The organism is Dietzia sp. Die43, assembly GCF_024519835.1.
Lineage (GTDB): Bacteria > Actinomycetota > Actinomycetes > Mycobacteriales > Mycobacteriaceae > Dietzia > Dietzia kunjamensis.
The window spans coordinates 70,113-87,565 of sequence record NZ_JALJRF010000019.1; the positions used below are offsets into that span (position 1 = coordinate 70,113).

The 17,453-nt window shown below is 72.4% G+C and carries 18 protein-coding genes; 9 read left to right on the forward strand and 9 right to left on the reverse strand.

Annotated features, from left to right (window positions below; all coding sequences use genetic code 11):
* Positions 1 to 70 precede the first annotated feature (70 nt).
* Complete coding sequence (locus NR111_RS15480; RefSeq protein ID WP_256821329.1) at positions 71 to 1,636, forward strand: succinic semialdehyde dehydrogenase; 1,566 nt, start codon at positions 71 to 73, stop codon at positions 1,634 to 1,636.
* Positions 1,637 to 1,904: 268 nt separating this feature from the next.
* Here the strand turns inward: NR111_RS15480 and NR111_RS15485 are convergent, their stop codons facing one another.
* Together NR111_RS15485 and NR111_RS15490 are read right to left on the reverse strand one after the other, a co-directional pair.
* Positions 1,905 to 2,561, reverse strand: coding sequence for a copper resistance CopC family protein (locus tag NR111_RS15485; protein WP_096906255.1), 657 nt, complete (start codon positions 2,559 to 2,561; stop codon positions 1,905 to 1,907).
* On the reverse strand, positions 2,558 to 3,403 hold the full coding sequence (locus tag NR111_RS15490) for a DUF6474 family protein (protein ID WP_067714904.1): 846 nt from the start codon (positions 3,401 to 3,403) through the stop codon (positions 2,558 to 2,560). Before NR111_RS15490 ends, NR111_RS15485 begins: the two co-directional genes overlap by 4 nt.
* 111 nt (positions 3,404 to 3,514) lie before the next feature.
* On the opposite strand from NR111_RS15490, the gene NR111_RS15495 reads away from it, so the two are divergent.
* Positions 3,515 to 5,194 (forward strand): TM0106 family RecB-like putative nuclease, encoded by a 1,680-nt coding sequence (locus NR111_RS15495; protein WP_256821330.1) that lies wholly within the window; start codon positions 3,515 to 3,517, stop codon positions 5,192 to 5,194.
* Between the two features lie 225 nt (positions 5,195 to 5,419).
* Entirely contained in the window at positions 5,420 to 6,175 is a 756-nt protein-coding gene (locus NR111_RS15500; RefSeq protein ID WP_256821331.1) for a hypothetical protein, read from the forward strand.
* Positions 6,176 to 6,292: 117 nt separating this feature from the next.
* Here the strand turns inward: NR111_RS15500 and NR111_RS15505 are convergent, their stop codons facing one another.
* The 3 genes from NR111_RS15505 to NR111_RS15515 all read right to left on the reverse strand — a co-directional run bounded on the left by NR111_RS15505 (position 6,293) and on the right by NR111_RS15515 (position 9,989).
* The gene (locus tag NR111_RS15505) at positions 6,293 to 7,060 is read right to left on the reverse strand and encodes an SDR family NAD(P)-dependent oxidoreductase (RefSeq protein ID WP_256821332.1); all 768 of its coding nucleotides are present in this window, start codon (positions 7,058 to 7,060) and stop codon (positions 6,293 to 6,295) included.
* 77 nt (positions 7,061 to 7,137) lie between these two features.
* The gene (locus tag NR111_RS15510) at positions 7,138 to 9,186 is read right to left on the reverse strand and encodes a neutral/alkaline non-lysosomal ceramidase N-terminal domain-containing protein (RefSeq protein ID WP_256821333.1); all 2,049 of its coding nucleotides are present in this window, start codon (positions 9,184 to 9,186) and stop codon (positions 7,138 to 7,140) included.
* Positions 9,187 to 9,386: 200 nt separating this feature from the next.
* Positions 9,387 to 9,989, reverse strand: coding sequence for a superoxide dismutase (locus NR111_RS15515; RefSeq protein WP_067714888.1), 603 nt, complete (start codon positions 9,987 to 9,989; stop codon positions 9,387 to 9,389).
* A 158-nt stretch (positions 9,990 to 10,147) separates the two neighbouring features.
* On the opposite strand from NR111_RS15515, the gene NR111_RS15520 reads away from it, so the two are divergent.
* Positions 10,148 to 10,591 carry an NUDIX domain-containing protein gene (locus NR111_RS15520; protein ID WP_256821334.1) on the forward strand — a complete coding sequence of 148 codons (444 nt, stop codon included), beginning with the start codon at positions 10,148 to 10,150 and terminating at the stop codon, positions 10,589 to 10,591.
* A gap of 13 nt (positions 10,592 to 10,604) precedes the next feature.
* Here NR111_RS15520 and NR111_RS15525 read toward each other — a convergent pair whose 3' ends face one another.
* A complete protein-coding gene (locus tag NR111_RS15525) occupies positions 10,605 to 10,778 on the reverse strand; it encodes a hypothetical protein (RefSeq protein WP_159981117.1) in 174 nt (57 codons plus the stop codon).
* A 104-nt stretch (positions 10,779 to 10,882) separates the two neighbouring features.
* Here NR111_RS15525 and msrA point away from each other — a divergent pair, with 104 nt between their 5' ends.
* On the forward strand, positions 10,883 to 11,560 hold the full coding sequence (gene msrA, locus NR111_RS15530) for a peptide-methionine (S)-S-oxide reductase MsrA (protein ID WP_374210747.1): 678 nt from the start codon (positions 10,883 to 10,885) through the stop codon (positions 11,558 to 11,560).
* 149 nt (positions 11,561 to 11,709) lie between these two features.
* Here the strand turns inward: msrA and NR111_RS15535 are convergent, their stop codons facing one another.
* The gene (locus NR111_RS15535; protein WP_007629661.1) at positions 11,710 to 11,913 is read right to left on the reverse strand and encodes a cold-shock protein; all 204 of its coding nucleotides are present in this window, start codon (positions 11,911 to 11,913) and stop codon (positions 11,710 to 11,712) included.
* Positions 11,914 to 12,114: 201 nt separating this feature from the next.
* On the reverse strand, positions 12,115 to 12,483 hold the full coding sequence (locus NR111_RS15540) for a DUF488 domain-containing protein (protein ID WP_206474420.1): 369 nt from the start codon (positions 12,481 to 12,483) through the stop codon (positions 12,115 to 12,117).
* A 60-nt stretch (positions 12,484 to 12,543) separates the two neighbouring features.
* Between NR111_RS15540 and NR111_RS15545 the strand changes: the two genes are divergently transcribed.
* The 4 genes from NR111_RS15545 (at position 12,544) to NR111_RS15560 (ending at position 16,282) form a co-directional block, all read left to right on the forward strand.
* Positions 12,544 to 13,386 (forward strand): DUF4328 domain-containing protein, encoded by an 843-nt coding sequence (locus NR111_RS15545; RefSeq protein WP_256821336.1) that lies wholly within the window; start codon positions 12,544 to 12,546, stop codon positions 13,384 to 13,386.
* Between the two features lie 3 nt (positions 13,387 to 13,389).
* Positions 13,390 to 14,220, forward strand: coding sequence for a glycerophosphodiester phosphodiesterase family protein (locus NR111_RS15550; protein WP_256821338.1), 831 nt, complete (start codon positions 13,390 to 13,392; stop codon positions 14,218 to 14,220).
* An 88-nt stretch (positions 14,221 to 14,308) separates the two neighbouring features.
* Positions 14,309 to 15,220 carry a DUF5926 family protein gene (locus NR111_RS15555; protein ID WP_371517424.1) on the forward strand — a complete coding sequence of 304 codons (912 nt, stop codon included), beginning with the start codon at positions 14,309 to 14,311 and terminating at the stop codon, positions 15,218 to 15,220.
* Between the two features lie 165 nt (positions 15,221 to 15,385).
* A complete protein-coding gene (locus NR111_RS15560; RefSeq protein ID WP_206474418.1) occupies positions 15,386 to 16,282 on the forward strand; it encodes a hypothetical protein in 897 nt (298 codons plus the stop codon).
* Between the two features lie 10 nt (positions 16,283 to 16,292).
* Here NR111_RS15560 and NR111_RS15565 read toward each other — a convergent pair.
* A partial coding sequence (locus NR111_RS15565) for an LCP family protein (RefSeq protein WP_256821340.1) occupies positions 16,293 to 17,453 on the reverse strand: 1,161 nt, incomplete at its 5' end.

Sequence of the window (17,453 nt, forward strand, 5' to 3'; positions counted from 1 at the left end):
CCGCGACCGGCGGGCGAAGAACGGTGGCAGGCGGTACCGCTCTTCCTTACCCGCCGGTAGCCTCGGTGCCATGAGCCGACCCGCGCCCCATGTGTACGACCGTCTCCGCGACCTCGTCGCGATCCCCGAATTCCGGGCCGATCCCTCAAGCCGCCCGTCGGCGATGATCACCGAGGTCTTCACCGGCGAACCACTCGCGGAGATCCCCGCCGGCACCGCCGACGATGTCACCGCCGCCGTCGAGCGGGCCCGGGCCGCGCAGGTCGCGTGGGCCGAACGCGATGTCGCCGACCGGGTCGCCGTCATCACCCGCTTCGCCAAGCAGATCATGCGCAACCGCGGCGAACTCATGGACATCGTGCAGGCAGAGACCGGCAAGAGCCGCGCCTCCGCACAGGAGGAGGTGCTGGACTGCCTCATCACCGCGCGTCACTACGCCCGGACCGCGCCCGGGCTGCTCGCCCCCAAGCGCGTCCAGGGCATGCTGCCGGGACTGACCAAGGCCGTGGTGCGCCGCCAGCCCAAGGGCGTCGTGGGCGTGATCGCCCCGTGGAACTACCCGCTCAACCTCGCCGCCACCGACGCGCTGGCCGCCCTGCTCGCGGGCAACGCCGTGGTGATCAAGCCCGCGTCCATCACGCCGTTCTGTGCCCTCGCCGCCGCCGACATGCTCTACCGGGCGGGGCTGCCGCGCGACCTGTTCCAGGTGGTGCCCGGTTCGGGCGGGACCGTCGGCGGCGCGATCGTCGGATGCGTGGACTACCTCATGTTCACCGGCTCCACCGCGACCGGCCGCACGCTGGGCCGCCAGTGCGGCGAGCGCCTGATCGGCTTCTCGGCCGAACTCGGCGGGAAGAACGCCATGATCGTGACCGAGGGTGCCGACCTCGACGAGGTGGCCGAGGTCGCCACGCGCGCGTTCTTCTCCAACTCGGGTCAGCTGTGCATCTCGGTCGAGCGGGTCTACGTGGAGCGCTCGGTCGCGCCGCAGCTCATCGAGAAGCTCACCGCGCGTGTGCAGTCCATGAGCGTGGGGCCCGGCTACGACTTCGAGGCCGAGATGGGCAGCCTCATCTCCCGTGACCAGCTGGACACCGTCTCCGCACACGTCGACGACGCGGTGGCCAAGGGCGCGCGCGTCCTGGCCGGCGGACGCGCCCGGCCGGACCTGGGCCCGCTGTTCTACGAGCCGACCCTGCTCACCGACGTGCCCTCCGGCGCGACCTGCTACGGCGAGGAGACCTTCGGCCCGGTCGTGTCGATCTACCCGGTCGACTCGGTCGAGGAGGCGATCGCCGAGGCCAACGACACCGAGTACGGGCTCAACTCGTCGGTGTTCGCGGGGTCCGACTCCGAGGGCGAGCAGATCGCGGCGCGCCTGCGGACCGGCACCGTCAACGTCGGCGAGGGCTACGTCGCGGGCTGGGGCTCCGTCGCGGGCCCGATGGGCGGCATGGGCGCCTCCGGTGTGGGCCGACGCCACGGCGACGAGGGACTGCTCAAGTACACCGAGGCGCAGACGATCGCCACTCAGCGCGTCGTGCACATGGGCGGGCCGTCGTTCCTGCCCCGCACGCGGTGGCAGCAGTTGCTCGCGCCCGCCACCGACGCCATGCGCTTCCTGCCGGGGCGGTAGGCGGGAGCTCGCGCGGGTGGCCGGGCCCGCGCGAGTGGCGGGGGCCCGCGGCCGCCCCGGCCCGCCTCGTGCTGCCGCCGCGGCCCGACTCGTGATACGGCCGCTCGATCTCGTCATACAGCCGCGTCCGGGCATGGCGTCTCGCGCGCCCCGAGGGGCAGGCCAGACGCCACGCGCGGACGCGGGTGTGGCTGACGTGTACAGGCGCGGGAGCGAGACGCCGGGCGGGGGAGCGGCTGCACCGCTCGCCGCTCGGCGTGCCCGCCCGTCAGTTACCGCGGCGCAGCAGCACGAACGCGCCACCGATGAGCAGGATCGCCAGTCCGCCGACGACCCAGATCGCGGGGCTGACGCCGGTGTCCTCGCCCGAGGTCTCATCGGCGACGCCCGCCTCGTCGCCGGCCCCGGTGTCGGACCCGCCCGCCGGGGAGGCGTCTCCACCGGCCGCGGGCTGCGAGCCGGACTCCGAGCCGGGCTCCCCGCCGGCCGCGGGCTGCGAGCCGGACTCTGCGCCGGCCTCCGCGCCGCCGCCCCCGCCCGTCACGGTGAAGACCGACGATCCGCTCACCACGTGCCCGTCGGACGAGGTCACCCGGTAGCCGACCGTGTAGGCGCCGGTCCCGAGATCATCGACGTCGACCGTGACGGTCTCGCCCGCCACCGAGGGGTCGCCTACGACCCGGGTGGCCCGGTCGTCCCCGGCGGTGACGGCGACGGAGGCGAAGCTCTGGTTGATCTCCTCGTTGAAGGTCAGGACGATCTCGTCGGGCGGGGTGTCCAGCTCGGAGCCGTCCTCCGGGTCGATGGAGACCAACACCGAGTGGGCGCCGGCGACCGGTGCGAGCACCACCGCGGGAGCGGCCGCGCCGCCGACCAGGGCGGTAGCGACCGCGACGGACGCCAGCCGCCCCCGGAGCGCCGTCACGCCTTGACGCCCAGGCGGGCGAAGATGTCCTTGTTGATGCGGTCGAGCTCGCCGGAGATCGACGAGTGGATCTCGCGCCGCTGCGCGGTGGGCGTGGTCTCGGCGGTCTCGACCGCTGTCCGCAGGTCCGTGAGCCTGGCCCGGGTGGAGGAGATGAAGTCCTTGACCTCACGCTCGCTCCCGCGGCTCACGTCGAGCTGGTCGAGGGTCTGCTCGAGGCGGACGATGCGTACACCGAGGGCGGCGCCGGGGCCGGTGGCGTTGATGCCGGCGGCCTCGAGGTCCACGCCTCCGGGGCCGGAGGGCTTGCCGGCCGATCCCTGCACGTTGGAGACGGCCTTGTAGACCATCGGCAGCAGCACCGGGGTGGCGACCTTGGCCATGCTCAGCCACCGCTGCAGGTCATCCTTGTTGAGCTTGGTGCCCTCGAGCTTCTTGAGTTCCATCTCGGCGAGCTGGTACTCGTGCTTGCGGCCGGCGGAGTCGATCTTCTCGGCGAGCTTGCGGTCCTTGGCCAGCAGCTTGGCCTCGCGCTTGATGGTGGCGCGCTCCTGCTTGGCGTGGACCTTCTCGTTCTTGCGGTTCCGCTTGGCGGATCTGCGGTCGAGCTTGTCACGCTTCTCGGCCCGCTTCTCGGCGCGCCTCGCCTTGCGTTCGGCGTTCTTGCGCTCGAGCTTGGCGCGTTCCTTGGCCTCGGCCAGTTCCACGCGGTGCGCCTCCTTGGCCTTCTTCCGCGTCTCCTTGGCCGCGAGCTTGGCCTCCTTCATGGCCGTGGACTTGAGCGCCGAAGCATGGGCGCGGAGTTCGGCACGCTTGTCGCGGTAGGTCGTCAGCTTGCCCATGGGCGTCGATCCTTCTCTCGTCGCGGACATCAGGTCTCCAGCCTAGGCGAATCGGCCCGCACTGAGGACCGGACCGTCGTGTGGGCCGCGGCTGGGCCATGATGGACGGCGATGGAGGACGCCGGCAGCACCACGTACCGCGCCCCCGATGCGGCGGTGGTGGGGCCGGCCTCGGGGGCCAGATGTCTGCACCGCGTGGCCCGGGAACGTGATGCGCGACCGGGGTGGTGGCGGACGGCGCCGCTCGACGAGGGCGTGCGTCTGCGGGCGATGGCGGCGGCCGATCGACGCGCGGGCCTGCGGGAGCGCGCGTTGCGGGACGCGCGCCCCGACACCGTGGTGGTGGACGTGGTGGGGGATCACTGGACCGATCTGCCGGGGGACGTACCGGGCGACGACGACGAGAGCGCGACACTCCGGGCCCTGGCCGACGGGGCGACGCTGGTGTGGGGCGCGGCTCTTCCCGCCGATCCGCACGAGGGCCGGGCGGGCCTCCGGTGCACCCTGGCGGCCGTGCCCGGCGGCGGGTACACGCCGGTGCTGGTGGTCAATCACAAGGTGGTCGATCCGCGGCGGGGGAGGACCGCGTCGACGGCGACGGTGACCCGCTTGCTCGACTGGTCCCCTGCGCCCGACCCCGCTCTCCGGGTGCGGCGTCACCCCGCGGATCTGGACCGGCTCGTCCACGCGTGGCGGCTGCTCGCCGCCGTGGGGCACGCGGCGGAGTCCCCGGTGGGCGCGGTGCTGGGGCTGGGCTCGGCGCGCGCGGTGGTGCACGACCTGGGGCCGGTGCTCGACGCCGCAGACCGCACCCACGCCACGCGGCTGGCGGTGGTGCGCGGTGAGCTCGACACCGAACCCAGCCGGATCGGCGAATGCCGCACCTGCCCCTGGTGGGAGGGCTGGGACGATCGGGACGGGCCCGTCGAGGGCTGCCGTGACCGGCTCGTCGTGGCCGATGACGTCAGTCTCGTCGTCGGCGGCGGACAGGTCGGGTCGCTGAGGGCCCGGGGGATCCGGACGGTCGCGGAGTTGGCGGTGGCCGGACCGGACCGGCCCACGGACTGGAACGGCGAGCCGTTCTCGGACGCGGTCCTGCGGGCGAGGGCACACCGCGACGGTGAGGTGGTGGTTCCCAAGGTGGCGCGGCCGAGCATTCCGCGTGCGGATATCGAGGTGGACGTCGACCTGGAGAGTCACCTCGACGACGGCGCCTATCTGTGGGGGACCCTGCTCACGCTGAGGGACGGGCGGCGCCTGGAGGCCGAGGGCTACAGGCCGTTCGCCACCTGGGCGCGGTTGCCGGATCCGGACGAGGGGCGTTCGTTCGCGGAGTTCTGGCGTTGGCTCACCGGCATCCGCGACAGGGCGGCAGGTCAGGGCCGGTCGTTCCGGGCCTACTGCTATTCACGGTCCGCGGAGAACGGGTGGATGCTCTCGTCGGCCGGCAGGTTCGGGCCGGAGGGCACCCTCGCCGTCGTCAAGGGGGTTCCCTCCGTCGCCGAGGTCCGGCGCTTCATCTCCTCCCCGCTCTGGGTGGACGTCCACGAGGCGGTCACCACCCAGTTCGTCTCCACCTCGGGCCTCGGACTGAAGGTGGTCGCCCCGGCCGCCGGGTTCGCGTGGCGAGATCCCGAGGCCTGCGGCGAGGCCTCGCTCGGGTGGTACCGCGACGCGCAGGCGGCGAGGGGCGTCGAGCGGGATGCCGGCCGGAACCGCATCCTCACCTACAACGAGGACGACGTGCAGGCCACCCGGGCCGTGCGTGAGTGGATCTCCCGCCTCGGCTGAGTACGCGGTGATATCCGCAGTGCGTGAGCGGATTTCGGGAGCTTCTTCTAACTAAGATTTAACTGAGTTCCCGCCGTTGATCACCTGAAAGTGTGGCTAGGGTGGGGCATGGACCGATGGACCTCGTTCTCGTAACGCTGTTCTCACGTCCCACAGACCCCGCCCGGGGTGGGTCGGCCACGAGCCTCCGCGCCTGGGAACCCCTTTTCCACACGAGGAGACGCAATGACGTTCACCACCCGCAAGGCGGCAGCGGTCGCGGCCGCCGCTGCCCTGGCCATCTCGGGCGCCACCGGCGTCGCCACCGCGCAGGACGGCGACGCGTCCGGCAGCATCGACCTCGGCAGCCTCGTCGGCGGCTCCACGGAGGGCAGCACCGAGTCCGCGGGCAGCGGCGATTCGGTCGGTAGCGGCGAGTCCGCCGGTAACGGTTCGGTCCCCGAGGACCTGGGTTCGCTCATCCTGGATGCCAACGCGACCGGCGAGGGCTCCCTCGACACCTCGGGTTCGGCGCTGCTCGGTGAGCCCTCCACCGGCTCGCTCGCGCCGCTGGCCGGATCCGTCTCCGAGGCCACCGGTTCGGTCGACATCTTCACCCCGGCCGAGGGCACCGGTTCGGTCGACACCTCGGGCTCGGCGCTGCTCGGTGAGCCGACCACCGGCTCGCTCGCCCCGCTCTACGCGCCCATCGCCGGCTCGCTGGGGATCGATGAGGGTGCGACCGTCGTCCTCGGGTCCGACGCGGGGTCCCTGCCGGGCACGGGCTCGCTCGTCCCCGCGACCCTCGGTCTCGGCTCGGTCGCCGCTGTCGGTGCGGGCATCTACTTCCTCCCGGAGATCCACGCGTCGCTCACCGCCGCCGGTATCGCCCTGCCCCCGCTGCCGCCGCTGCCGTGGGCGCCGGCCCCCGACGCCGCCCCGGCCCCGGCTCCGGCTCCGGCTCCGGCCCCCGGCCCCGCGATCGACAACGGTCGCGGCTGACCCGGTCCACACCGCCTGACCCGCGCGTAGCACCGAGGCCCGCCCCCTGTCGCAGGGGGCGGGCCTCGGTCGTACCGGCACAGGCGCCGGACGCTGTGTCCGGGCCCGGTGGGGCTGCTAGCGCGGCGCCATGCGCAGGGCGCCGTCCATGCGGAAGCTCTCTCCGTTGAGGTAGTCCTGCTCGACGATCGCGTTCGCCAGCTGCGCGTAGTCGGACGGGCGGCCGAGGCGCGACGGGAACGGGATCGCGGCCTCGAGAGACTTCTGGAAGTCCTCGGTCAGACCCTTCAGCATCGGGGTCTCGATGGTGCCCGGGGCGATGGTGTTGACGCGGATACCGAACTGCGCGAGGTCGCGCGCGGCGCAGATGCCCATCGAGTACACGCCGCCCTTCGAGGCGGCGTAGGCGATCTGGCCGACCTGGCCCTCGTAGGCGGCGACGGAGGCGGTATTGATGATGACGCCGCGCTGGCCGTCCTCGTCCACGGTGTCCTGGGTGGACATGGCCTCGGCGGCCAGGCGCAGCACGTTGAACGTGCCCACGAGGTTCACCGAGATGCAGGTCTGGAACAGGTCGAGCGCGTGCACGCCCTTCTTGGAGACGATGCGCGCGGCTGGGGCGATGCCGGCGCAGTTGACCACCACGCGCAGCGGCGCGGCCTCGGTGGCCTTGGCGATGGCGGCCTTGACGTCGTCCTCGCTGGTGACGTCGGCGGCGATGAGGGTGATGCCCTCACCGATGCCCTGCTCGACCGCCTTGTCGATGGACTGCTGGAGGTCGAGGCCGAACACGACCGCGCCCTTCTCGGCGAACGAGCGCGCGGTGGCGTTGCCCAGGCCGGAGGCGGCGCCGGTGACGATGACGGAAGCACCCTTGATGTCCACGGGCGATGTCCTTTCTGTAGACGACGCGAGCACTAGGAAGTGCAAGCATTAACGTCCCCAGTGTCCCAGACCCGCTGTCAGCGCACGTCGAAGGCCGGGCTCTCCCCCCTTACGGGGAACAGTCGCCCGTCGATCCCGCGGCCCGACGCCGTGTAGACCACGCGGTATGCGCCGGCCGGGGTGCCCGGCGGGATGTCCCAGGTGATGAGGGCGCCGGTGACGGTCAGCAGGCCCTCGAAGACGATCATCGTGGACCAGTCGCCGTCGTCGTGCACCCGCACCCACCGGTCGCCCTCCCGCCGCTCGATCGCGAGGTAGGTGTCTCCCCGGCGCAGGTCGGAGTTGGGGTGGGTGCCACAGAACCGCACGACGACCCGCTGCCCGACGCGATACTCCGCGAGCGGCGGGTCCAGGACGTCGCCGAAGTTGCGCAGCGGAGCCGGTGTGTCGACGAGCGGGTTGCCCAGCGGGGAGACGGGGATCTGCCCGGTGAGGTCCCGCTCGGAGGTGCCGGGGTCCAGCGGGGTCCCCGCCCGCATCGAGCGGGCCAGGTCGGCGGCGACCTGCTGGATCGCCGGCAGGGTCCACGGGCCGAACGCCGTCGCACCGCCCTCGTAGTTCTGCGCCGAGTACTCCTCGGGCGTGGTGACGTAGTGCCCGTAGGCGTTGGAGTACCCCTGGACGGTGACGTGGTCCTCGCGCACACCCAGTTCCGCCGCCAGGGTCCGGCGCAGGCGCAGGCCCGCCACGACGGTCGGTTCGAACCCCAGGGTGAACAGGTAGTGCGTTCCCAGTCGGACCAGGTGGAACGGGTACACGCGCTGGATCGCGTGGGGGACCAGGCCCACCGGGAGCAGGACGTCCTTGGCGCCGTGCGCCTCGCGGAGCCAGGCGGGGATCACCACGTCGGTGATCGCCGCGATGACGGGGTTGCCGCCGCGGTCGCCCTCGGCGAACGGCAGCTCGTCCCCGCCGCCGCCGTCCTCCTGGCTGCCCGACGCGAATGACGCGCCGAGGGCCGCCACCGCCGTCCGGTGGGTGCGTCCGTCGCCGGTGAACTCGGGCCGCACCTCGACGGCCGACATGTCCACCCAGCGGTGCCGGACGTCGATCCCGCTGCCGAGCGGCCGGACCCCTGTGCCCACCTGGTCCCGCGCGGCCGCGAACTGTCGCTCGCCGATGATCCTGGTGTTGAGCCACTCGTCGGGCGTCGGTCCCCGGCCGGGGGCCAGGTCGAGGTTGGGGCTCACGTCGCCCGGGTTGGTCTGGGCGAACGCGGTGACCAGCTCCGGCGTGCGGCCGTCGAGGTAGTCCTGCCCGGCCACCTCCCGCTCCCAGTGCCATGCGGCGAAACCCTTGTTGTCCGAGGACGCGATCGTGTTGTGGGAGGTCATCGAGGTGGCGTGGACGCCGAACCAGTTGAGCACGCCCACGAGTCGGCCGTCGCGGGTGATCTGCAACGACTGCGACCGCGGGTCGATCCCCGCCGGGAACTGCGCCCGCTCCTCGGGGGTATCGCGGTCGAAGGACCCGCGGGAACGCTGGACGCCGGCGTCGTGCAGTGTGCCGGTGGTGACACCGACTCCCGAGGGCGCGAGATCGTGGTGGGCCATCCGGGCGGCGTCGACGATCCCCGCCACGTTGGCCTCGAACGTCACCGGCCGGAAGCCCAGCATCGACAGGTCGACCATCGGATGGCCGGATGTTCCGCCGGGTGCCACGTGGGTGTGCGTGGCGGTGATGACCACGTTGCCCTCGTGGTAGGTGTCGCCGAACTCGGCGGCCAGTCGGCGCAACACCTCCTGCTGGATCGACTGGAAGACGAGGCCGATCTCGGCGGTGACGTGGAGGAACCGGGGTGACGACGGCGAGTCGGCAAAGATGAAGGCGCGGGCCCGCTGCCGCAGATGCAGCCCGACGGACTGCTGCTCGGTGTCCGCGTACCCGTTCATGCCCGCGCCCAGCGGCTCTCCGGTCATGTCCCCGATGCCGCGGCCGACGTACATGGCCGTGGACTGGCCCGAGGCGACGGCCGGCAGGAGCGACTGCAGCGCGGCGACCCCGCCGAGTGCGGCGGCCCCGCCCAGAACGGTGCGGCGGCTGACGGTGATCAGGTTGTCGGACATCGTCTCTCCCCGGGTGCGCGTGGCGGTGACTCCCATCACCGCTTCGCGGGCGACGCTACCCAAGTGGACGCTCGTCCGGGGGATGTCTCGCGGAGGTGGGCGGGCGATCTGCGCCGACCGACGGGCAGCGGCCCGGGCGGGGAGATCCCCGCCCGGGCCGCTGCGAACTCTGCTGAGCCGTGTGGCGCGTGACCTGTCGGTCAGCCCTTGGCGGCGGCGTAGCGCTCGGCCACGTCCGCCCAGTTGATGACGTTCCACCAGGCCTTGACGTAGTCCGGCTTGACGTTCTTGTACTGCAGGTAGAAGGCGTGCTCCCACATGTCCAGCATGAGCAGCGGGGTGATGTTGATCGAGATGTTGCCCTGCTGGTCGGTGAGCTGCTGGATGATCAGGCGCTGCCCGATGTGGTCCCAGCCCAGGACGGACCAGCCCGACCCCTGCAGGGTCGTGGCGGCGGCGTTGAAGTGGGCCTGGAACTTGTCGAACGACCCGAACTCGGCGTCGATCGCGGCGGCCAGTTCGCCCTCGGGCTTGTCGCCACCGTTCGGCGACATGTTCTTCCAGAACACGGAGTGGTTGGTGTGGCCACCGAGGTGGAAGGCCAGGTTCTTGCTCAGCAGCGGGGCCTTGGCGGCGATGCTGCCGTCCTCGCGGGCCTCGGCGAGCTGCTCGATGGCGTCGTTCGCGCCCTTGACGTAGGTCGCGTGGTGCTTGGAGTGGTGCAGCTCCATGATCTCGCCGGAGATGTGCGGCTCGAGAGCGCCGTAGTCGTAGTCGAGATCGGGAAGAACGTACTCGGCCATAGTGGAGTGTCCTTTCAGTTGGGTGGCGGGCTGCGCACGGGAGTCCCCGTGGCGCCCGTCACGACGTCCACCTCCACCATAGTGATCCGTCCACCGGTGCGTCGTGCTGCGCGACCGCCGGCTGCCGCCCGAGCCGATGGCCTGCCATGATCGGGGTCGTGGATCACTCTGATACGGCCCCGGCCGGCGGCATCATCTCCGTGTCGGCCGTCGTGCTCACCCGACCCGACGGGGCGGTGGCGACCGTCCGCAAGGCGGGCACCGACCGGTTCATGTTGCCCGGCGGGAAGTGGGAGGCCGGGGAGTCGCCCCGGGCGTGCGCCGCCCGGGAGATCGACGAGGAACTGGGGGTGATCATCGCCCCCGATCGGCTCACCCCCCTGGGGCGGTTCGACACCGCGACCGCCAACGAGCCCGGCTTCTCCCTGGTCTCCGAGGTCTTCGCCGCCGAGGTGGACGGTGGGCAGCGGCACCGGGCCGAGATAGCGGAGTTGCGCTGGGTCGCGGCCGCGGAGGTGGCCCACATCGCGACGCTGCCGGAGGACGCGTGTGCGCCGTGGGCCCCCCTGCTGGTGCGCGTCGCCCGCGACTGTCTGACGTGATGACCGTGCCTGGTCAGATCACCAGGAGGACGACGAGCACGATCAGGAGCGCCAGGGCGACGGCGACACTCACGTGGAGGTTGCGGCGACGGACGTGATCGCTGCAGCCGGACCCCTCGAAGGGCTGCGGCGGCTCGCCGTCGAGGATGGCGCGCAGGCGCTGCGCGGCGGGCTGTGTAGCGGTCACGTCGAGCTCCCCCTCGGTCGAACTGGTCACCACCCTAGCGCCGACTATGGCATTGGTCACATCATGTCCGGATCACGAATGGGCCGGAGGGTTACCCTGGCGGCATGGGCTGGCTACAAGACGCGATCAGACACTCCGCCATGCGAACCGCGACCACGGTCGTCGACGCCGAGGCGGCGCTCCCGGGCCGCGCTGACCCGGTGCCGGTGGCGTCGGCGAACATCGTCACCGGAAACCCGATGGTCCCGCCGTTCCCGGAGGGCCACGAGACGATCGTGCTCGGCATGGGGTGTTTCTGGGGCGCGGAGAAGATCCTGTGGCAGCTCGACGGGGTCTGGACCACCGCCGCCGGGTATGCCGGCGGGTGGACGCCGAACCCCACCTACGAGGAGACCTGCACCGGGGCGAGCGGCCACACCGAGGCCGTGCTGGTGGTCTTTGATCCGCAGGTGCTGCCGGTGGAGAAGCTGCTGGCCACGTTCTTCGAGTGGCATGACCCCACGCAGGGGATGCGCCAGGGCAACGACATGGGCACGCAGTACCGCTCGGCCGTCTTCACCACCACGCCGGAGCAGCTGGAGGCGGCCCGTCGCATCGCCGAGGGGTACCAGCAGGAGCTCGACGCGGCCGGTTACGGCCCGCTGACCACCGAGATCGGCGAGCTGGGGGAGGTCCGGTCCGGCACCTTCTACTACGCCGAGGACTACCACCAGCAGTACCTGGTGAAGAACCCGGGCGGCTACGACTGCCACGTCCGCAGCGGCGTCGCCTGCCCCATCTGACCGGGGGCTCCCGCGCCTGGCCGGGCGCGGGAGCGGATGGCCGGACCGAGGGCCAGACGGAGCGGGCATGCGAAAGGGCCCGGCAGGATCTCTCCTGCCGGGCCCTCTCGTGGAGTCTGAAGGACGTCAGATCACTCTGACGTCACAGATCACATCGGGGTGATGTTCTCCGCCTGCAGGCCCTTGGCGCCCTGCGCGACGTCGAAGGAGACCTGCTGGTTCTCCTCGAGCGAGCGGTAGCCCGAGCCCTGGATGGCGGAGAAGTGGGCGAAGACGTCGGCCGAGCCGTCGTCGGGAGCGATGAAGCCGAAGCCCTTGTCAGCGTTGAACCACTTAACGGTGCCGGTAGCCATATTGGCGTCCTTTCGAGAGTCGGTGCCCCGCTTGTCGGGGAACCAGGTGCTGCAGCAGAGAGCGTGCTGTGTGTTTCCCTGCGGTGCCGCACTGCCCTCTCTCAAGGACGGTGGATCTACAGAAATACAACGAACGATTTCAACTACTGAGAGAGACCATACACACGCCGTCGCGATCCGTCACCCCTGATGTGACGACGGCTACATGTGCTGCCTGATCTCGTCCGCCAGAACGAGGGCGTGGTTGTGCTCGGTGTCCCTCGCCGCATAGGCCAACACCAGGTCGTCACGGGCCGCCAGCGTCGCCAGGCGGCCCACCTCCCCGGCGGCGGGATCGCGTGACAACTCCTCCCGATACCTCTCCGCGAAGTGCTCGAAGTCCAGTTCACCGCGGTGGAACCCGCGGCGCAGGTCGGCGGACGGAGCCACGTCCCGGCACCAATCGTCGTGACCGAGGGAGTCCTTGCGTACGCCCCGCGGCCACAGCCGGTCCACGAGGACGACGTGGGCCCCCGCCGGGTCGGCCTCTCCCGAGACGAGGTCGTGCACGCGCACGCAGTTCACGGACATGGACCCAGGCTCCGGCACACCGCCGTCCGACGCCACCCGGGCTGTGCCAGCATGGTCGCCATGACCACACCGCGGCGTCAGGGGCAGTGGCGCTGGGTCGCCCACCCGCCGTGGCGACCCCCGACGCCCGTGACGCGGCCGCCCGTCCCGCGGCACCGCACCGGGCCGGCGTGGCGCGACCGCACCCCGGCCTACCCCGGCACCCCGCGGTGGGGGCTGCCGCCGGTCGCGATCCCGCGCCACCTCGAGCAGCCGGCAGGACCGGCACCCGCCCGGTTGGCCACCGCCGCCCCCGGGATCATGCGGGCGGCCGGCGCCTGGTTCCTCGCCACCGCAGTGGCCCACGGACTGCGCTACGCCGCCCTGGTCTGGTACGCCGACCGGCTCGCGCCGTGGTGGCTCGAGGCCCTCACCACCGCCCTGGTCTGGGTGACGGGGATCGTCGCGATCGCCGTGGGCATCGCCGCAGCCGTCACGGCGACGGCCTGGCTGGTGGAGATGCGGCGACGGGCGTACGCACCGGTTCGGGACCCCCGGTCACGGGCGGGCCTGTGGGTGGGTGCCCTCCTCGTCGTCGTCAACTTCTTCCGCCTGCCCGTCTACCTCGAGGAACTGCGCCGGGTGTCGACCCGTGCCCCGTCGCGATCGGAACTCCGGCGGTGGTGGGTGGCCTGGGCCGTCAACGTCCTGGCGGTGACGGTCGCCCTGTGGCGCGGTAGCGGGGAGGGCCCACAGGCCGCCGCGGACACCGTGCTGCTCACCGCCCTCGCCGCACTCGCCGCGGCGTGGGCGGTCCGGGAGACCCGGGGCGTCATGAGGAGTTTCAGTGACCCTTCCCCGCGGTTCACCCGCAGGTTCATCGCGGCGGGGATCCTGGAAGTGTCAGCAACCCGGAAGGATTGAGACGTGACGGTCCCCGCGACCACCCACCTGCCCTCGCCCGTCTCCACCCGCAGCGGGGTCGTCGCACACCGCGGCGCCTCCGCGGAATTCCCCGAACTCACCCGGGTCGCCTATCAACAGGCCCTCGACCAGGGCGCCGAGGCGCTCGAGGTGGACGTCCGCCTCACCTCCGACGGCGTGCCCGTCCTGCTCCACGACCCCCGCACCACCCGCGTCGCCGACAGGGATCTCTGGGTCCACGCCAGCACCCTCGAGCAGATCTCCGCGCTCGACGTGGGGTCGTGGCACCCCGTGCACCGCGCCCCCGAAACGGTGCTCACGCTGCGCAGTTTCCTCGTCATGGCCGAGGCGTACCCGGACGTCCGGCTGTTCCTCGAGACCAAGCACCCGGTGCCGTCCGGCGGCCGGGTCGAGACGGCGTTGCGCGACGAGTTGACGTACTTCGGCCTCGACCGGGCCGCGTCGTTCGCGGACTCCCGCGCGGTGATGATGAGCTTCTCGGTCGCGGCCGTGCGGCGGTTCCGGCGGCTCGCCCCGGACGTGCCGACGGTGCAGCTGCGCGAGCGTCGGAACATCGTCAAGTCGTGGCCGGCCGAGGGGTTCGGTGCCCAGCTGATGGGGCCGAGCATCGGGACGCTGCGGGCGCGGCCGTGGCTGGTCGAGTACTGGCGGTCACGGGGGATGGGCACCTACTGCTGGACCGTCGACGACCCCGCCGACCTGCTGCTGTGCCGCGACCTCGGCGTGGACTGGGTCGGCACCAACGTCCCCTCGCGCGCGCTGACCGTCCTCGACGGCGACGCGCCCCGGACCGAGGGGCCCGCGGGCGCCTGACGGGCGGGCCGGCCGAGCCCGGGCCCGAGTCCGGGTTCGAGTCCGACGCCTACGCGGGCGGTCGGCGGGGGCGCACCGTATCGTGGTGATCGTGGGTAGACGCAATCGGAACAACGAGCCCAAGGCCGGCGGCAACCGCCAGGCCAAGATCGCCGCGCGCGCGGCCGAGCGTGAGGAACTGAGCGTCGAGCCGCGGCCGTTCGCCGGGTTCGCCGGGGAATGCGACATGGTGGCGATGCGCGAGTTCGTGCCGTCGGCCACCGCGCGCCTCACCACGGTCGACGGTGGGCGGGAGGTCACGCTGGCGACCGTGCTGCCCGGCGCCATCGCGGGCCTGGTCCGCGACGAGGAGCTCGGCGGCCAGGCCATGGTCGGCCTGCAGGTGCAGGTCCACGGGCCGGACCCCGCCGTCGATCTGGCCTACGCGGTGGACTGGGCGACCCGCGCCGGTGGCGGGGAGACCCTCACCTCGTCGCACCCGACCGACTCCACCCCGGCACTGGCCGACGTCGTGGTCGCCGATGCGCCGCTGGAGATCGTCGTCCACGACGACTTCTCGTGGTGGGTCGCCGACGGCGTGGACGTGGGGCCCGAGATCGAGCAGGCCATCCGCAACGCCAACGAGGTCATGATGCCCTCGGCGCGCGTCTCCGCGGACGGCATCGAGGCCGCCTGGTGGGTCGACGCCGGCGAGAAGGCACACATCCGCTGGGTGCGGCCGGAGAACGAGGACGACCTGTTCGAGGCCCTCGCCCGCGTGCACGCCGCCGGTGCGCTCCATCTGGGGGAGGGGTCCCGCTTCGCCGGGTCGTTCCGCACGCACGGGGTCCTGGTGCCGGTGTTCGACCTGGACCGCGAGATGCACCACCAGGAATGGGCGCCGGGTCTGCAGGCGCTCGACGCCGCGCTGCGTGACGCCCTGGCCGACGACACTCCCCTCACCTCGGACGAGCGGTCCTCCCGCGACGGTCTGCGCGCACGTCAGGTGACCCTGCGCTAGACGGCGGCTCCCCGCGAGCACCACGCGCCCGGCACCCGCGGTATGAACCCCCGGCCGGGCGCGCCGACCTCTAGGATCCACTCCGATGGCGACCGCGGTCGCCCGTGACGCGATGACCCGTCACGCGATGAGTCGACGCGGGGTGGAGTGAGGGGGTGGGGCGGCGTGGCCGACCGGCCGAGGGCGGGCGACGACGACGAGGCCCCCCGGCTCCCGGAGGTGACGGTTCCGCCGTGGTTGCGGACCGGGCCGACCCCCGATCACGCGATGCCCGGCGTCCCCGCCGCGGGCCGGTCGGCCGGTGAGGCCGGTGGCCCGGGTACCGGGCGGGCCGGGTCAGGTGAGCCCGAACCGTCCGCCGATGCCCCGCCCCCCACCCGCATCACCCTCGGCGCCGCCGGCGGCGGTGCACACGCCCCGACGGCGGGGGAGCCGCGCACCTCGGCGGCGCCGGCCGGGACCGGCAGCACCCGGCGCGAGGCGGACGACCTGTCCACCCTCTCGCTCGGGGCCCCGGCCGCGGACCGTGACCTCCCCGAGGACGAACCGTCGCCGGCTCCCGCGGTGCTCGACCACCGCCCGGCGCGGATCGCCCTGCTGGCGGCCGCCGGGGTCGCGGTGCTGGGTGGGTCCGCGGTCCTCGGGTACGTCGTGACCCGAGGGGCCGTCAGCCCGGCGGCCGAGCGGGACACCGGGTGCGTGGAGGTGTCCGAACCCGGCCGGATGGTGGGGTCCGGACCGGGCTCGCTCGAGACGCCGGCCGGGGCGGTGCTGGCCTTCGATCACGCCTACTACGTGGAGCGTTCGGCCGAGAAGGCCTTCGAGGCGGTCGCGCCCTCCAGCCGGATGACCGAGGAGCAGCTGCGCGTCGAGGGGGTCGAGCGGGTCCCCGAGGGCACCACTCACTGCGTGGACGTACGAGAACTGTCACCGACCCTGCTGGAGGTGGACCTCACCGAGTACCCGCCGGAGGCCGAACCGGTACTGATCCGGCAGCGTGTCCGGGTGGCCGAGAACCCCGACGGCACGTGGGGGATCGTCTCCATCACCCCGGCCGGCTGAGCTCGGCCGCTCACGGTCCGGTGTCGAGGAACTCCGGTCCCGGGGTCCGCCCGGAGGCCACCGCGTCGAAGAACCCGGTCGTCGTGGGGCCCCACACGAGGTAGGAGCCCACGGACCCGGAGGCCATCCCGTCGTGGGGTGCGGTCACGGTGAGCGGGTCACCGCTGAGTCGACGCATCACCATGGCGAGGTTCCAGATGTGGTCGCCGGTGTCCACGGTGACCGCCTCCGACGCCGAGTTCACCAGGGGCACGGCCGTGAACGGATTGAGCAGGTTCCCGGGCGAGAGCGTCTTGCGCATGAGCGCGCCGAGGAACTGTCGCTGGTTGCGGACGCGCTGCAGGTCCTGCTCGGCGAAGCCGTAGCGGGTGCGCACGAAGCCCAGCGCCTGCGGGCCGGCGAGCGTCTGGCACCCGGCGGCGAGGTCGAGTCCGGCGAGCGGGTCGTTGATCGGCTCGTCGATGCAGATGTCCACGCCGCCGACCGCGTCGACGATCCCGGCGAAACCGCCGAACCCGATCTCCGCGTAGTGGTCGATCCGCACCCCGGACTGCTGCTCCAGGGTCTGCGCCAACAGGGGTGGACCGCCGAAGGTGTAGGCCGCGTTGAGCTTGTTCTCGCCGTAACCGGGGATGTCGACCAGCAGGTCACGGGGTAGGGAGATGAGCATCGTCCGGTCCCCGCCGCGGGGGGTGTAGACGAGCATCATCGTGTCGGTGCGCTTGCCGCCGGCGTCCGACTCGGACCCGGTCGACAACTGGGCCTGCTGCTCGGCGGTCAATCCCTCGCGGGAGTCGGTGCCCACCAGCAGGGTGACGGTGCCGGGCGTGTTGCCGCCTCGCCCCGGGTAGTCGGTCAGCGCGTCGATCCGCTGCAGTTTCGAATCCGCCCACAGCACGCTCACCACCCCGAGCGTGAGCACGACGACCAGCACCAGTCCGAGGATCCGCAGGGGCCCGATCCGGCGCCGCGGGGTGCGGCGGCTGCGGGGGCCGCGCGGCGTCCCCGCCGCCCCGCGCGGGGGGCGACGGTCGGGTCGCCGGCCGCGGCGGTCGACGGGCCCCCGGTAGGGGTCGCGCGAGCCGGCCCGTGCACCGGCGGGCTGCCGCGGGTCCCGGGGATCGCGTCCGGCACGCGGGTCGCGGGGGTCGCGCCCGGCACGCGGGTCGCG

Bases quoted from the DNA above. Each gene is read 5' to 3' on its own strand.
- NR111_RS15510 (WP_256821333.1), bottom strand. From the start codon at position 9,186: ATGTCCGACAACCTGATCACCGTCAGCCGCCGCACCGTTCTGGGCGGG.
- NR111_RS15515 (WP_067714888.1), bottom strand. From the start codon at position 9,989: ATGGCCGAGTACGTTCTTCCCGATCTCGACTACGACTACGGCGCTCTC.
- NR111_RS15545 (WP_256821336.1), top strand. From the start codon at position 12,544: ATGACCACACCGCGGCGTCAGGGGCAGTGGCGCTGGGTCGCCCACCCG.
- msrA (WP_374210747.1), top strand. From the start codon at position 10,883: ATGGGCTGGCTACAAGACGCGATCAGACACTCCGCCATGCGAACCGCG.
- NR111_RS15480 (WP_256821329.1), top strand. From the start codon at position 71: ATGAGCCGACCCGCGCCCCATGTGTACGACCGTCTCCGCGACCTCGTC.
- NR111_RS15540 (WP_206474420.1), bottom strand. From the start codon at position 12,483: ATGTCCGTGAACTGCGTGCGCGTGCACGACCTCGTCTCGGGAGAGGCC.
- NR111_RS15535 (WP_007629661.1), bottom strand. From the start codon at position 11,913: ATGGCTACCGGCACCGTTAAGTGGTTCAACGCTGACAAGGGCTTCGGC.
- NR111_RS15495 (WP_256821330.1), top strand. From the start codon at position 3,515: ATGGAGGACGCCGGCAGCACCACGTACCGCGCCCCCGATGCGGCGGTG.
- NR111_RS15500 (WP_256821331.1), top strand. From the start codon at position 5,420: ATGACGTTCACCACCCGCAAGGCGGCAGCGGTCGCGGCCGCCGCTGCC.
- NR111_RS15490 (WP_067714904.1), bottom strand. From the start codon at position 3,403: ATGGGCAAGCTGACGACCTACCGCGACAAGCGTGCCGAACTCCGCGCC.